Source organism: Methylobacterium phyllostachyos, from assembly GCF_900103445.1.
Lineage (GTDB): Bacteria > Pseudomonadota > Alphaproteobacteria > Rhizobiales > Beijerinckiaceae > Methylobacterium > Methylobacterium phyllostachyos.
Genome location: NZ_FNHS01000002.1, coordinates 103,042 through 116,597, shown reverse-complemented (window position 1 = coordinate 116,597; position 13,556 = coordinate 103,042). Strand labels below are relative to the sequence as shown.

15 protein-coding genes are annotated in these 13,556 nt (G+C 68.8%); 7 read left to right on the top strand and 8 right to left on the bottom strand.

The window, feature by feature from the left end; genetic code table 11:
- Positions 1 to 18: 18 nt before the first annotated feature.
- From BLQ49_RS03330 to BLQ49_RS03305, 6 genes are all read right to left on the bottom strand, one after another.
- Positions 19 to 1,755: an L-lactate permease gene (locus BLQ49_RS03330; RefSeq protein ID WP_091713296.1), complete on the bottom strand. Its 1,737-nt coding sequence runs from the start codon at positions 1,753 to 1,755 to the stop codon at positions 19 to 21.
- Positions 1,756 to 1,913: 158 nt separating this feature from the next.
- Positions 1,914 to 2,774, bottom strand: a complete 861-nt coding sequence (locus BLQ49_RS03325; RefSeq protein WP_091713294.1) for a lysophospholipid acyltransferase family protein — start codon at positions 2,772 to 2,774, stop codon at positions 1,914 to 1,916.
- 4 nt (positions 2,775 to 2,778) lie between these two features.
- Entirely contained in the window at positions 2,779 to 3,294 is a 516-nt protein-coding gene (locus BLQ49_RS03320; protein ID WP_091713292.1) for a GNAT family N-acetyltransferase, read from the bottom strand.
- Positions 3,291 to 3,968, bottom strand: a complete 678-nt coding sequence (gene tsaB, locus BLQ49_RS03315; RefSeq protein WP_091713881.1) for a tRNA (adenosine(37)-N6)-threonylcarbamoyltransferase complex dimerization subunit type 1 TsaB — start codon at positions 3,966 to 3,968, stop codon at positions 3,291 to 3,293. Before tsaB ends, BLQ49_RS03320 begins: the two co-directional genes overlap by 4 nt.
- A 248-nt stretch (positions 3,969 to 4,216) precedes the next feature.
- Positions 4,217 to 5,908, bottom strand: coding sequence for a methyl-accepting chemotaxis protein (locus tag BLQ49_RS03310; protein ID WP_091713290.1), 1,692 nt, complete (start codon positions 5,906 to 5,908; stop codon positions 4,217 to 4,219).
- A gap of 461 nt (positions 5,909 to 6,369) precedes the next feature.
- Entirely contained in the window at positions 6,370 to 6,936 is a 567-nt protein-coding gene (locus BLQ49_RS03305; protein ID WP_091713289.1) for a NifU family protein, read from the bottom strand.
- Positions 6,937 to 7,111: 175 nt separating this feature from the next.
- Here BLQ49_RS03305 and BLQ49_RS03300 point away from each other — a divergent pair, with 175 nt between their 5' ends.
- The 4 genes from BLQ49_RS03300 to BLQ49_RS03285 all read left to right on the top strand — a co-directional run bounded on the left by BLQ49_RS03300 (position 7,112) and on the right by BLQ49_RS03285 (position 9,462).
- On the top strand, positions 7,112 to 7,564 hold the full coding sequence (locus tag BLQ49_RS03300) for an atp-dependent helicase (RefSeq protein WP_244507413.1): 453 nt from the start codon (positions 7,112 to 7,114) through the stop codon (positions 7,562 to 7,564).
- A gap of 274 nt (positions 7,565 to 7,838) precedes the next feature.
- Positions 7,839 to 8,249 (top strand): DUF2934 domain-containing protein, encoded by a 411-nt coding sequence (locus tag BLQ49_RS03295; RefSeq protein WP_091713287.1) that lies wholly within the window; start codon positions 7,839 to 7,841, stop codon positions 8,247 to 8,249.
- A gap of 151 nt (positions 8,250 to 8,400) precedes the next feature.
- Positions 8,401 to 9,066 carry an HAD family hydrolase gene (locus BLQ49_RS03290; protein ID WP_091713285.1) on the top strand — a complete coding sequence of 222 codons (666 nt, stop codon included), beginning with the start codon at positions 8,401 to 8,403 and terminating at the stop codon, positions 9,064 to 9,066.
- 189 nt (positions 9,067 to 9,255) lie between these two features.
- Positions 9,256 to 9,462: a hypothetical protein gene (locus BLQ49_RS03285; RefSeq protein ID WP_091713284.1), complete on the top strand. Its 207-nt coding sequence runs from the start codon at positions 9,256 to 9,258 to the stop codon at positions 9,460 to 9,462.
- Between the two features lie 403 nt (positions 9,463 to 9,865).
- On the opposite strand, the gene BLQ49_RS03275 is transcribed toward BLQ49_RS03285, so the two are convergent.
- Together BLQ49_RS03275 and BLQ49_RS03270 are read right to left on the bottom strand one after the other, a co-directional pair.
- On the bottom strand, positions 9,866 to 10,147 hold the full coding sequence (locus tag BLQ49_RS03275; RefSeq protein ID WP_091713281.1) for a hypothetical protein: 282 nt from the start codon (positions 10,145 to 10,147) through the stop codon (positions 9,866 to 9,868).
- A 172-nt stretch (positions 10,148 to 10,319) separates the two neighbouring features.
- Complete coding sequence (locus BLQ49_RS03270; protein ID WP_091713280.1) at positions 10,320 to 10,700, bottom strand: DUF6481 family protein; 381 nt, start codon at positions 10,698 to 10,700, stop codon at positions 10,320 to 10,322.
- A 799-nt stretch (positions 10,701 to 11,499) separates the two neighbouring features.
- Between BLQ49_RS03270 and BLQ49_RS03265 the strand changes: the two genes are divergently transcribed.
- From BLQ49_RS03265 to hpxZ, 3 genes are read left to right on the top strand one after another with little or no spacing between them, the layout of a single operon-like run.
- Entirely contained in the window at positions 11,500 to 11,694 is a 195-nt protein-coding gene (locus tag BLQ49_RS03265) for a DUF4089 domain-containing protein (RefSeq protein ID WP_091713278.1), read from the top strand.
- Positions 11,691 to 13,088 (top strand): AtzE family amidohydrolase, encoded by a 1,398-nt coding sequence (locus tag BLQ49_RS03260; protein WP_091713277.1) that lies wholly within the window; start codon positions 11,691 to 11,693, stop codon positions 13,086 to 13,088. The genes BLQ49_RS03265 and BLQ49_RS03260 overlap by 4 nt, the downstream gene beginning before the upstream one ends.
- On the top strand, positions 13,088 to 13,471 hold the full coding sequence (gene hpxZ / locus BLQ49_RS03255; RefSeq protein WP_091713276.1) for an oxalurate catabolism protein HpxZ: 384 nt from the start codon (positions 13,088 to 13,090) through the stop codon (positions 13,469 to 13,471). Before BLQ49_RS03260 ends, hpxZ begins: the two co-directional genes overlap by 1 nt.
- The last annotated feature ends 85 nt before the right edge of the window (positions 13,472 to 13,556 follow it).

Here is a 13,556-nt window from a genome sequence, read left to right as displayed (position 1 = left end):
TCGGCTGATGGATCCGCCTCAGTGAGCGGCGGGCACCGCCGCAGGCACGTCGATCACCATGTGCTGGAAGAACGGCACGTAGGCCTGGAGCATCACGAACAGGCCGACGAGGCAGGCCAGCGCGATCGAGTGCCAGAACACGAAGCGCAGGATCTTGCCCTCCTGCCCGAAATAGCCGGTGGCCGTGGAGGCGACGACGATCGACTGGGCGTCGATCATCTTGCCCATCACGCCGCCCGACGAGTTCGCCGCCGCCATCAGCACGCCGGGCAAGCCGAGCTGCTCGGAGGTGATCCGCTGGAGGCCGCCGAACAGGACGTTCGACGCCGTATCCGACCCTGTGAGCGCGACGCCCAGCCAGCCGAGCAGCGTGCCGAAGAACGGGTAGAGGATCCCGGTCCCCGCGAAGGCCAGCCCGAGGGTGGCGTCGACGCCCGCGTAGCGGGTGAGGACGCCCAGCGCGAGCATCGCCGAGATGGTGATGAGCGAGTAGCGCAGGGCCCAGATCGTCTCGAAATAGGCCGTCACGAGGCGCAGCGGCGAGAAGCGCATGATCAGGCCGGAGATGATCGCGGCGATCAGCACACCCGTGCCGGTGAACGACATGTAGGTGAACAGGAAGACCGCACCCTCCGGCACCGGCTTCGGCACCACCGGCGGGACCTTCATGATCACGTTGTGCAGGCCCGGCACCTCGTACTTCCAGGTGAAGAGCGGGTTGACGATGCCCTTGAACCAGCCGGTGCCCCAGATGGCGACGATGATCGAGAGGACGATCCACGGCACCCAGGCCATCAGGATCTCGCCCTGCGAGGCCGTGCGGGCCCCGACATGGACCGGGGGCGTACCGGGCACGCCGGCGCCGAGCGCCACCGGGCGCGGACCCGCGACGGCGAGCGACGGATCGTGGCCGCGCAGAGCCGGCGAGGACCAGATTTCCTTCGGGTGCCAGACCTTCAGGAACAGCACCAGCGCAAGCATCGAGGCCAACGAGGCGCCGATATCGACGATCCAGGGGTTCACGTAGTTGGAGATCAGGAACTGCGCGACCGCGAAGGAGGCGCCGCAGACCAGGATCGGCGGCCACACCCGGATCATGCCGCGGAAGCCCGCAAACACCCAGATCAGCCAGAACGGCACGATCAGCGAGAACAGCGGCAGCTGCCGGCCGATCATCGCGCCGAGGATCTCAGGCGGGTAGCCGGTCACCGACGCAAGGCCCTGAATCGGCGCGCCGAGCGCTCCGAAGGCGACCGGCGCCGTGTTGGCGATCAGCGACAGGCCCGAGGCCGCGAGCGGCGAGAAGCCCAGACCGATCAGGATCGCGCCCGTGACGGCGACCGGGGTGCCGAAGCCGCCCGCGCCCTCGAAGAAGGCGCCGAACGCGAAGGCCACCAGGAGCAGTTGCAACCGCCGGTCGGCCGTGATGCCGGCCACCGATTGCTGGAGGATCGCGAACCAGCCCTTCTCCACCGTCAGCCGATAGAGGAAGATGACGTTGAGGATGATCCAGCCGATCGGGAAGAAGCCCGTGACCATCCCGAGGATCGCGGCCCGGCCGGCGAGGCCGGTCGGCATGCCGAATCCCACGATGGCGACCAGCAGGGCGAGCCCGAGGGCGATGACAGCTGCGAGGTGAGCTTTCACCCGCCCGCTGGCGATCATGGCGAGCAGTGCGATGACCGGCACTGAGGCGGCGAGCGTCGAGAGCCACGGGCTCCCGAACGGATCGTAAACCTGATTCCAGGTTTGCAACGGGCGTCCTCCACTTATCCCGACTGTTCCGGGTTGCGGCCTAGCTAGCAGAGAGATTCGACCCGCTCAATGCACGGCATCATGTATTCCAGTGACCATTTCTACGGATGTTCTTGCATGCGATCCGGTCGATCGCGCGTGTCGCAGAATCCGGGCGGTCAGACCGCGGCGACTTCTGGGTCGTGAAGGTCGAGGCGCGCCGGGCTCGCATGGATGGCGGGCGCGCGGTCGCCGCCGGCACCGACGCCCCGAAGCGCGGCGCGGACCTCGGCCTCGGCGGCGGCCGTGGCGGCCTTCCGGTCGGTGGTCGCCTCGAAGGCGATCGGCGCGCCCCAGACCACATGCACGTCGATGGGGCCGCCCTGCACGAAGGCGGCGAGGTGCGGCGCCAGCTCCATGTCGCCGTACCACGCGATCTCGGATCTTTCGGACAGGGTCACCGGCAGGCCGTTGCGCCGGGGATACGCGATCGCAAGCGGCTGGAGGCGTACACGGCCTCGACCCGCCTCGGCCTGCAAGGCCGCCCGGGCAGCGCCGACCAGGGAAGACCGGAACGGCAGCAGCCGGACGCCGTCGCCGGTCGTGCCTTCCGCGAACAGCACCACGAGCTCGCCCTCGGCCAGGCGATGCCCCATCGCTGCACTCACCGTGGCGGTCGCTCCCCGCCGTTGCCGATCGATGTAGATCGTCCGCTGAAGCCCCGCGAGGGCGCCGATGAGCGGCCAGCCGGCGATCTCGGATTTCGCCACGAAGGAGAGCGGCCGCAGCGAGCCGATGGCGATGATGTCGAGCCACGAGACGTGGTTGGCGAGGACCAGGGCCGCCTCGCCGGGGGCAGGTGCCGTACCGGTCTGCGTCACCCGCACCCCGAAGAGGCGCAGGAAGACGCGGTGGAACAGGATCGGCGCCAGGCTCGCGCGGCGGCCAAGCAGGCGCAGCGCCACCCAGTGCGGCGGTGCCAGAATCGCGAAAGCGAGGCACAGGGCCGCGACGCGCCACGTGATGCCGAAGCGGCTCACGACGTCACAGATCGACGGTCATCGTCAGCGCGGTTGCCCGGCTGCCGTCGGCCTTGAGGTAGTAGCCGGTGCGCGCGCCGACCTGCCGGAAGCCGTTGCGGGCGTAGAGGCGCAGGGCCGGCGCGTTGCCCTCGTCGACCTCCAGATGCACCCGGGCAATGCCTGCGAGGGCCAGACTCGCGAGGTGATCACGCAGGAGCTTTCGGCTGTGACCGCCGCCGCGCAGGGCCGGGGACAGTACCACGGTCAGGATCTCGGCCTCGTCGGCGGCCCGGCGCGAGAGCACGAACCCGTGGAGCGTGCCCGACCGCCAGAGCGCATGCGCCTGGGTCGAGCGCTCGCAGAGCATGCGCTCGAACTCGTGCGCATCCCAGGGCCGCGCGAAGGCGGTGGCGTGCAGGCGGGCCAGGGCCGGGGCCTGGGACGCGTCGGAGAGCGGCGCCACGTAGGGTTCCGGGGTCAGCGCGTCCCACCACGCGAACCACCAGTCGAAGGGCCAGAAGGGCAGGGGGCGCGTCATCGCCGCGCGATCCGCGCATGGTCCTGGGGCCGCGCATCGGGCCCGCGCAGGTACATCGGACGCGGGAGCGCGTGATCGGGATCGGCCACGAAGCCCAGCGACGCCACGGAGGCGATGTCCGGTGCGGAGATGCCGGCGATACGGGCGGCCACGCCGCGCGTGGCCAGAGCCGCCGCGAGCAGCGGAGCGCCGGATCCGACGAGCAGTACGGGGCCGTTGCCCGCCAAGCGCTCGGCGGCGGCCTCCACGGCGAGATGGGCCGGCGCCAGGCCATCGCCGGGCCCCAGGGCCTGAACGTAGACCGCGCCGTGCCGGGCATCGACCGCCGCAGCGATCAAACCCTCGCCGGCATCCGCCAGCAAGGGGGCGAGCAGGGCCGAGAGGGTACCGACGCCGACGACGGGCTTGCCGGTGGCGAGCCCGATCGCCCGGGCCGCCGACAGGCCGACCCGCAGGCCGGTATAGCTGCCCGGCCCCACCGTGACGGCGACGCGGTCGATCGCGCCAAAGCCGCCCTCGACCCGCGCAATGACCCGCTCGATTAGCGGCAGCAGGGCTTCCGCGTGGCCGCGCTCCATCGAAAGGGATTCGGCGGAGAGGGGTGACTCGGCATCGTCCGCGGCGACGCAGGCGGCGCAGATGTCCAGCGCTGTGTCGATGGCCAGGATACGCACGCCCACTCCCGCATGCCGGCTCGGACCGGCCACCGCCTCCCTAGCCCCTGTCGCATCGTCCCGTCTCCGAAAGCCGAAGGCTACAGTCCGGGACGGTGCTTGAGAGGGGCTCTCAGATCGCTCAGCGTTAGAACAAAATACCCGTCGCGTCAGCGCCATGACACTGCTGACGGGATCATCGGCCGCGGAGTGTTGCCGGCTTGCGCCGGTCGCCTGATCCGCCGCCGCCGGGCCAGCCCCGCCGCACCTCAGGCGGCGCGGACGGTCGCGAGGAAGCGCTGGACCTCGGCGCCGAGCTGATCGGATTGCCGCGTCAGTTCGGAGGCCGAAGCCAGAACCTCGGTGGCGGCCGTCTCGGTCCCCTGGTTGGCCTGGGCCACGCCCGCGATATGATCGGTCACCTGCCCGGTCCCGCTGGCGGTCATCGCGACGTTGCGCACGATCTCCTGCGTCGATGCGCTCTGCTGCTCCACGGCAGCCGCGATGCTGCCCGCGACGGCGTTGATCTCGCGGATTCGCTCCGTGATCGAGGCGATCGCCGATCCGGCCTGGCCGGTCGAACCCTGCACGCGTCCGATCTGCGCGGCGATCTCGTCCGTGGCCTTCGCGGTCTGCTGGGCCAATTCCTTCACCTCGGCGGCGACCACCGCGAAGCCGCGCCCCGCCTCGCCGGCCCGGGCCGCCTCGATGGTGGCGTTGAGCGCCAGGAGGTTCGTCTGGCTGGCGATGTCGGAGATCAGTCCGACGACGGCACCGATTCGCGACACGGCGTCACTCAGCTCCTGCATCAGCGTAGAGGTCCGGTCGGCCTCCGCCACCGCGCGCTGCGCCAGATCCGAGGAACTCGTGACCTGCCGGCCGATCTCGCCGATGGAAACGCTGAGCTCTTCAGCGGCGGCCGCCACCGTGTCGACGCTGCTGGCCGCCTCGCCCGCAGCAGCGGCGACGCTCGCGGATTGCTCGGCGGTCCGGGCCGCCATGGCGGTCATCGTCTCCGCCGTGGCCTTGAGTGTGGTGGCCGACGACGCGACCTGCCCGACGATGCCGCCGACCGCGGCCTCAAACCGATCCGCGACCGCGATGACGGCGCGGCGCTGCTCCAAGCCGGCAGCCTCCTGTGTGATCCGCTTCTCTTCCGCCTCCTGCGCGTTGCGCGCTGCCACGAGGGTCCGGATGCCCTCGACGGCCCGACCCACGGCGCCGATCTCGTCGCCACGTTGCGCCTCGGCAATCGGCAGGCCGGTCTCCCCCCGCGCCATGCGCTCCAGCACCGCCACGAGACTGCGCAGCGGCTGCACGATGCCGAGCATCGCCATCGCCCAGAGACCCGCCATGCCGACGAGCAGGCCGAACAGACCGAAACCGATCAGGCTATAGCGTGTCGCTTCCGTCTGGGCGCTGAGCTCGTGCGATTGCTGGATCATGTCGTCCTCAATCGCATTCCCCAGCTTCGTCCCCGCCTGGCCCAGGCCAGCGAAGGCCGGCTCGGAGGTTTGGTGCGCCCGCTCGAGAGCCGCAGCCTTGTCACCGGCGAGTGCCAAGGTGCGCACCTCCTCGGCCGCGTGGACGTAGCGCATGATCCGTTCGCGCTGCTGGCCGATCGCGCCCGCGAAGGTCGGGGCCTGCCGCACGAGATCCGAAAGGGTGACGTCCATCTGCCGAACGAGGCTGTCCATCTCCGCTGTGGACGCGCGCAGCCGTTCCGGGTCCGTCTCGGCGATCATCCGGTACACGAGATAGTTGATCGAGGTGTAGAGGCGATTGCTGCGACGCACGTTCGAGACGGCCTTCGCCTCCCGGGCGATGAGCGAAGTATAAGTTTCGTCGACCGCCTCCATGTGCGACTGGGCATACCAGATACATCCGCTCACGATCGCACCAACCATCAGGTTGATCGACATCAGCTTTTTGACGACGTCCACACGCGCGAGAAAGTTCATCCGGCCCTCCCAGAGCTCTGGGAGACGAACGCCATGATGAAGCCCGCCGTCAACTTCAAAAAAAACCTAAACGATGGCAATCAAAACCGAATACTCGCCGTCGTCAATTGCCGGAAAATTAAGCTCACATAGTCGATCGATACAAAATATTTGACAACCTACGTAATGTCGACCTTCAAAAGCTGTTGCTTGGCTATCACAAGCTCCTGCCCAGACCCTTTCTCGATGCCGCCCGTGCTGGAAATTTCATGGCCAGATCCGATAATGCGGACTGTACAGGAATCGGGCAGGCCGCCGAACCATCTCGGAATCCAACGCCGGACACTGGAAGGCGCCTTCCGACGACGCCCGGCGCCGCAGTATAGGCCGGCTCTTCGCAACTCCGACCACACGCACACTCGGAGCGGGCTCGGACAGGCCGCGAACCCGCAGGCCGTGCCCGTCCGATCAGGCCTGTTCCCTCAGATCGCCTGGACTTCGCGCACCTCAGGAAGGAAGTGCCGAAACAGGTTCTGCACCCCGTGCCGCAGCGTCGCGGTCGAGGACGGGCAGCCGGAACAGGCGCCCTTCATCTCCAGGTAGACGACGCCTTCCTTGTAGCCGCGGAAGGTGATGTCGCCGCCGTCGCCGGCCACCGCCGGGCGCACACGGGTCTCAAGCAAATCCTTGATCGTGACGACCGTATCGTGGTCGGCCTCGTCGTAGAACTCGTCGCCGGGCTCGTCCGCGTCGTGGCCGCCCTCGACCATCACGGGCGCACCCGACTGGAAATGCTCCATGATCGCGCCGAGTACCGCCGGTTTCACCTGCGCCCATTCGGAACCGTCCTCCGCCTTGGTCACGGAGATGAAGTCGTGTCCGAAATAGACGCCGGACACCCCGGGGACCGCGAAGAGGGCCGAAGCGAGGGGGGAGCGGGTCGCCGCCTCGGCGTCCCGCGCCTCGAAGGTCGATTCGGATAGGACCACACGGCCGGGGAGGAATTTCAGGGTCGCCGGGTTCGGCGTGGCTTCGGTCTGGATGAACATGGTGGGATCACTCCGCTGCGCCGGTTCAAGGCCGGCCGGGACATGCGCCCCGAGGCGCAACCGTCCATGTGGACCGGCAACCCGATTTTCTCAACCTGCGCCCCGGACGGCAGGAGTGGACATTCCCTTCGCCACGCGGGAGGACGAGCGGATTCGGGTGCCAGAGGAGCCGGCGGTGACTGTGACTGGGGATGAGACGCTCAGGCAGGAGTCCATCGATATCCTGCGTCAGACCCAGGCGAAGCTGGAGGAAGCCCAGGCCGAGGCCGCCTCCCTCAGGGTCCTGCTCGCGATCCGCACGCACCAGCACAGCCAAGCCTGGCGGGCGCGGCAGCTCTGCGCGGCGGAACTCGAAGCCGTGCGGAGCGCGGCGGCCGCCCGCACGGTACCCCGGGAGGCTGATCAGGCCAGCACGGAGGCAATAGCCCGCGCCGAGGCACGCACCGATGCTGTTCAGACCGTGCTCGGTGCGGTGCTGGCGAGCCTCCGGTTCTGGGCCTTGGATCGCCGCCGGTTCCAGGCGCTGATCGTCCAGGCAAGCCGCGCGACACCGGACGAGGGGTCCGCCGCGGAGCGTCATGCGGTTCTCCTCGCCGAGACGCGTCGGGTCCTGGGGCGCACGGAATAAGCGGCTCCGGAGGCATGGAGCCTGCCGCACCGGCATTCCCGCCGGACAATCCCGCCGGCCCCAGCGCGGCTGCCAGCCGCGCGGGGGGAGCACCGCCCGATCTTGCACAGACCCGACATCCGCCGGTGACGCGTCGCAGCACGGCGAACCCAGTGCCGCAAGCAGTACCGTCCGAGCCGGCCCGGGGTGGCGAACGCGGCCGGGCGGCGGGGTTAACCGCCCCTTAACCACCCCCTCCCATCGTCCATGACGGGACCGACAGGAGATCGACGGCATGCAGATCAGCGAGCACCACGTGCGCGAGTGCGCTTACTACATTTGGGAGAACGAGGGCCGCATCCACGGTCAGGCCGCCGTGCATTGGCTGCGGGCGGAAGCCGAGTTGCGCGCCAACGCTGTGCTGGCGGCCGGCACGATCGTGTCCGAGATGGCTCCTGCCGTGAAGGTCGCTCCTGCCGCGAAGGCCGCCAAGGCTCCCGCGAAGGCCGTGGCGCCCAAGGTTGCCACTGTGAAGGCTACCGCTCCGAAGACCGCCGCCGCCAAGCCGGCAGCGCCGAAATCCGCGCCGGTCAAGGCGGCCGCCAAGCCGACCGCGCCGAAGCCCGTTCGGGCCTCGAAGACCGCCGTGACGGCGGGTCTGGCCGCCAAGGCCAAGCCGGCCCGCGCTCCGGCCTCCATGCACTGATACGACCGCGCCTCCAGGCAAGGGTCGCTTCAGAAGCCCGCCCCTCCCCAGGGGCGGGCTTCTGCCGTTCTGGTTCCCCGGCGGGAACAGGCCGCATGCCGCTCCCGTTGACCGGCCTGACGCGGGCCGCATGTGCCGCGACGGAGCTGTAATGCGCGCGGTGATCTTCGACATCGACGGAACCTTGCTCGACAGCGTGGACCTGCACGCGCGGGCCTGGGTCGAGGCCTTCGCCCATTTCGGCGTCGCGACGGATGAAGCGCAGGTGCGCAGCCAGATCGGCAAGGGCGGCGATGAACTCATGCCCGTCTTCCTGCCCGCAGAACGAATCGAGCGCGAGGGCGACACGATCGAGGCCTACCGGTCCGATCTGTTCAAGCGGAAGTTCCTGCCGGAGGTGCGTCCGTTCCCTGGTGTCCGCGCGTTGTTCGAGCGGATCCGCGCGGACGGTCTCAAGATCGCACTGGCCTCCTCGGGCAAGCGGTCCGAGGTCGAGCGCTACACGGAGATCCTGGGCATTGGGGATCTGGTCGACGTTTCAACCAGCTCAGACGATGCCGACCGGTCGAAACCGCACCCGGATATCTTCGAGGCCGCGCTCAAGAAGCTGAACCGCGCGCCCTCCGACCAGATCCACGTGGTGGGTGATACGCCGTACGATGCCGAGGCCGCCGCGAAGGCGGGTCTGCCGACCATCGGCCTGCTCTGCGGCGGATTCCCGGAAGCCGACCTCTCGGGCGCGGGCTGCATCGCGCTCTACCGCGACCCTCAGGATTTGCTCGACTGGTTCGCGCAATCGCCGTTGGCAAAACGATGAGCGTCGAACGGACAAGCCCTGGACGCGCCACACGCGCGGATGTCCACACAATTCATCCGCCGTGTTGCAATGCGGTAACGATGATCGATGCCGGCTACCGAATTTCGCGAAAAGGGCTGGTGCGGCGCGGGTGAAAGGCGTAGCGACCCGCCCGCCAATCTGGATCCTTTCGAAGGACGAGCGTCTCGCATGCCCCAGACTCACCAGGCCGAAACCGCGTCGCGCTTCGTTCCGGCCGCCAAGACGCTGACCGAGCAGATCGCCGAGGCCGTCGCATGCCGGTCGACGCCCCTGAGCCATCTCCTGCGCCTGATGACGGCGCTGCAGGAGGAGGGCGGCAACGAGGCTCTGCGCCTGCGGCTTCGCGCCCGGATCGGCGCCCCTCTGGACGCGTGAACGGCCAGCCAGAACGCCTCAACGGCGGCGATGCCGCCGTTTCCCACGCTTGACCGGTTGGGCCGCCGCGCTGATGCGGCTCATGCAAGCATAGTAGATCTGGCGCCCGATCTCCTCCAGCTCCAGGCCACGGGGATTGGGTGCCGAGAAGACCTTGGCCTTTGCCTCCAGCCGGCACGCCGCATCTTCGGGGCTCCGGATCGGAGGCTCGGCCCGCGCAGGGTTGGCGGCCAGGACCAGGCCAATCAGCGCTCCGGACCACAGCCCTGCGGAGAAACGCCTACGGGTCCGGAGAATCGGCATACGGTCTATCGTCCCAGCTCAAACTGTACGCCGACATAGCGTAGTCCACCGCGGCGTGAATTGCGCATGGACGACTGACATGCCCACCAGGCGCGGCGCATCAGGGCACGATCCACAGGCAGCGGCCGGCTCCGGCGATGGTCATGCACTCGTAGGGTGCGCCGCCAATCAGCGCCCGCTGCTCCACCGAACGGATCTTGTCCCGCTCGACGCGGCGACACCCGGCATCGGTGGCAGGCGGCTGACCCGAGCCCGTCGCCGCATCGACCCGGCGGGCCGCCAGCAAGGTATCGCAGGCGATCGCGGTGGTCCCGTCCTGCGCCCGTGCAGCGCCCGACCACAGCAGGATCGGACTCAGAGCCAGGACGACCTGGAAGCGCATTGTGCAATCCTCGCCCACGCGGCCGCAGGAACCGAGACCGCGGACTGAGAAGGCGCAACGCTGGGCGCGCCCGTTCGGTTTCCACCGACCACCTCGGAGCCCCTCAACGCAACGACGCCCGCCGGGGAAGGCGGGCGTCGCTTCGGGAGGCGCTCGACGATGAAACAGGCGCTCAGCGCTTGACCTTCACCTTGGCCTTCCGCGCCGCGTACCGAGCGTCGCGCTGGGCCTTCTTGGCCGCGAGTTCGGCAGACTTGCGCTCCTGCGCGGCGGCGAGTTCAGCGGCTTCGCGGGCGAGCTGAGCGGCGAGCTCGGCCTCCTCACGCTCACGCTTCTCCTCGGCGGCCTTGAGCTCGGCAGCGATCCGGGCCGCCTCGCGTTCCCGGGCCCGCTCCTCGCGCGCCTTCGCGACTTCCGCGCGGGCCCTGGCCTTGGCGATCACCTCCGGATCATCGGACGGCGGTCGCGCCTTGAATTTGGCCAGCAACGCGGCCTTAGCATTCTGTGAGTTCTGACGGCGGTCGTCGAAATTCCTGTAGTCGAATGCGCTCATCTGACCTTTCTCAGTTTGGCATCATGTCAGGGCATCCGGTCAAGCCGGAGAGGGACATCAGTCCGCAGATTCCGACGCCGTCCCCGGACCTCAGAACCGTGCCGATCCATCGGCGCCGCCGATGGTTCGACCCGAGCCCTGAGCTTGCGCTGCAGCGTTCGGGTCGAACCAAGGTTTGAAAACGACAAGCCCTTAACCAGAGCCCTATCCGCGATGCAATCGCGGTGTTGCGCGCTGCCGGTCGGTAGGGCGACAATCCACATCGTCTCGATAAGAGTTTCGCAGGGCGATGCAGGAAAACATCAAAGCGTAGGCCACGCATCGCGTCGGCGTCATGCCACGATGCAGAGCCCGCTACACGGAAGATAGGTCGTGCGGGAGGCGCCGACAAGCGTCGCGGCAAGGCGGCATGGCTCGCCCAAGTTCAGGTCCGCGCGACCCAAGACGTCAATCCATTCCAAGTCTCTATGCCGTCCACCGTGCGGCAGACCTTTGCATGCCTCGGTCTTCACAACCGGCACCCCTGGTCTGCAAGATCCACATTGCCACCTGCGTTGGGGCGTCCCGTCGAATGGAGCGGCACGGGGTAAACCGGCCCGTGGTCGAGACTCGATATGCCGAGGCGGAATGCCCGTTGCTGAAACGCACAGCACAATCCTGATGCACACGCCGCCGGTTCGCGCGATCCAAAATTGCCTAATAAATAGGCACATTCGTCATTCACTGGTTGTGCGATCGCCCGGCACATACCCTGCTAGGATGGCGTCGCGCTCTTCGACGCGCCGACACGGGAAGACCGATGCAGGAAGCTGAACAATCATTCGCGCCAGAAGCGTACGTGGCTGCGGCGCGTCCGCTGCTCGGCCTTGAGATCGATGACGCCTGGACCGCGTCGATCTGCGCGAATCTCCGCGTTCTCGCCGCAGCGGCCGCCCTGATAACGAGTTTCCCGTTGCCGGATGAGAGCGAAGCCGCGCCGAGGTTCGAAGCGTGAGCGGACCGATCCCGACCTCGGCAGCCGCGATCGCTGCAGCCGTTGCAGGCCGGCGTCGCAAGGCGCGGGATGTCGTGGCGGACGTTCTTGGGCGGATCGAGCGGTCTGACCCCCGCGTCAACGCCTTCACCGAGGTCCTGGCGGCCCGCGCCTTCGACAGGGCCGATGCCCTCGATGCTGCTTTGAGCGGCGGTGCCACCGCCGGCCCGCTCGCCGGTGTTCCCTTCGCGGCCAAGAACCTGATCGATATCGCGGGGCTTCCCACGCGGGCGGGCTCGAAGATCAACCGCGAGCGTCCTGCGGCCCAGCGTGACGGCAGCCTGGTGCGCCGCCTCGAAGCAGCCGGGGCAATCCTGGTCGGCGCACTCAACATGGGCGAATACGCCTATGACTTCACGGGCGAGAACGTCCACGACGGGGACGCCCGAAATCCGCACGCCCTGGATCACATGACCGGCGGCTCGTCCGGCGGTTCCGGCGCGGCCCTCGCCGCCGGGATGGTGCCGCTGACCTTGGGCTCGGACACGAACGGCTCGATCCGGGTGCCCGCGGCCTTCTGCGGATGCTTTGGGCTGAAGCCGACCTATGGGCGCCTCAGCCGCGCCGGAAGCTTCCCTTTTGTCGGCAGCCTCGATCACCTCGGGCCGATGGCGCGCAGCGCCGCCGACCTCGCTCTGGCGTACGACGCCATGCAGGGCCCCGATCCGGACGACCCGGTGGCGACGACCCGAGCGCCCGAGCCAGTCATGCCGCTCTTGGACTCCGGCATCGGCGGCCTGCGGATCGCGGTGGCGGGCGGCTACTTCGCCCGGGGCGGCGATCCGGAGGCCTTCGCGGCGGTGGCGCGCGTCGCGGAGGCACTGGGTGCCGAACGCACCGTCGCGTTGCCGGAGGCGCACCGCGCCCGGGCGGCGGCCTACCTGATCACAGCCGCCGAGGGCGCGACGCTCCACCTCGACCGTCTGCGCACCCGGCCCGGGGATTTCGACCCGGCGGTGCGGGACCGGCTGATCGCCGGCGCGATGATCCCGGCGCCCTTCGTCGAGCGGGCGCAGCGCTTCCGGCGCTGGTACCGGAACGCGGTGCTCGACCTATTCGGCGGCGTCGACGTGATCCTGGCACCCGCCACACCGTGCCGAGCGCCGAAGCGTGGGCAGACCCATTTCGTCCTCGACGGCGTGAGCCTGCCGGTGCGCGCCAATGTTGGCGTCTTCACGCAGCCGATCTCGTTCATCGGCCTGCCGGTGGTCGCCGTGCCGGTCTGGCTCGACGACGGGCTGCCACTCGGCGTTCAGGTGATCGCCGCGCCGTGGCGGGAGGATCTGGCGCTGCGCGTGGCCCGCCACCTCGAACAAACGGGCGTCTGCGCGGCACCCATCGCGGAGCTGACCTGATGGTGATCGACGATCCCGCAGTGAAGGCCGAAGTCGAGGCCGCGTTCCGGGCCTACGAGACGGCGCTCACCACCAACGACGTGCCGACCCTGGAGGCCCTGTTCCGGGACGACCCGCTGACCATCCGGTATGGCATCGGCGAGAACCTCTACGGCATGGACGCCATCCGCGCCTTTCGCCGCGCCCGCTCGCCGGTCGGCCTGGAGCGCACCCTCGCTCAGACGCAGATTACCACCTACGGGCGCGACTACGCCACCGCGATGACACTGTTCACCCGCGCCTCTGCCCCTGGGAAGATCGGCCGCCAGAGTCAGACCTGGGTGCGCTTCCCCGAAGGCTGGCGGGTGGTGGCCGCGCATGTGAGCCTGATCGACGCTGGATAGCTGCGCGGGCCGACTGGCCGCCGGCTTGCATACGGTCGAGCGTATGCCGAGCCCGATTGGCCCGGACCCACGCGAGTACCCGATC

What these genes read in the sequence shown, in the direction of transcription:
- BLQ49_RS03275 (WP_091713281.1), bottom strand. Translation starts at nt 10,147, where the DNA reads ATGCGCTTCCAGGTCGTCCTGGCTCTGAGTCCGATCCTGCTGTGGTCG.
- hpxZ (WP_091713276.1), top strand. Translation starts at nt 13,088, where the DNA reads ATGGTGATCGACGATCCCGCAGTGAAGGCCGAAGTCGAGGCCGCGTTC.
- BLQ49_RS03310 (WP_091713290.1), bottom strand. Translation starts at nt 5,908, where the DNA reads ATGAACTTTCTCGCGCGTGTGGACGTCGTCAAAAAGCTGATGTCGATC.
- BLQ49_RS03290 (WP_091713285.1), top strand. Translation starts at nt 8,401, where the DNA reads ATGCGCGCGGTGATCTTCGACATCGACGGAACCTTGCTCGACAGCGTG.
- BLQ49_RS03285 (WP_091713284.1), top strand. Translation starts at nt 9,256, where the DNA reads ATGCCCCAGACTCACCAGGCCGAAACCGCGTCGCGCTTCGTTCCGGCC.
- BLQ49_RS03320 (WP_091713292.1), bottom strand. Translation starts at nt 3,294, where the DNA reads ATGACGCGCCCCCTGCCCTTCTGGCCCTTCGACTGGTGGTTCGCGTGG.
- BLQ49_RS03265 (WP_091713278.1), top strand. Translation starts at nt 11,500, where the DNA reads ATGCAGGAAGCTGAACAATCATTCGCGCCAGAAGCGTACGTGGCTGCG.
- BLQ49_RS03295 (WP_091713287.1), top strand. Translation starts at nt 7,839, where the DNA reads ATGCAGATCAGCGAGCACCACGTGCGCGAGTGCGCTTACTACATTTGG.
- BLQ49_RS03305 (WP_091713289.1), bottom strand. Translation starts at nt 6,936, where the DNA reads ATGTTCATCCAGACCGAAGCCACGCCGAACCCGGCGACCCTGAAATTC.
- BLQ49_RS03270 (WP_091713280.1), bottom strand. Translation starts at nt 10,700, where the DNA reads ATGAGCGCATTCGACTACAGGAATTTCGACGACCGCCGTCAGAACTCA.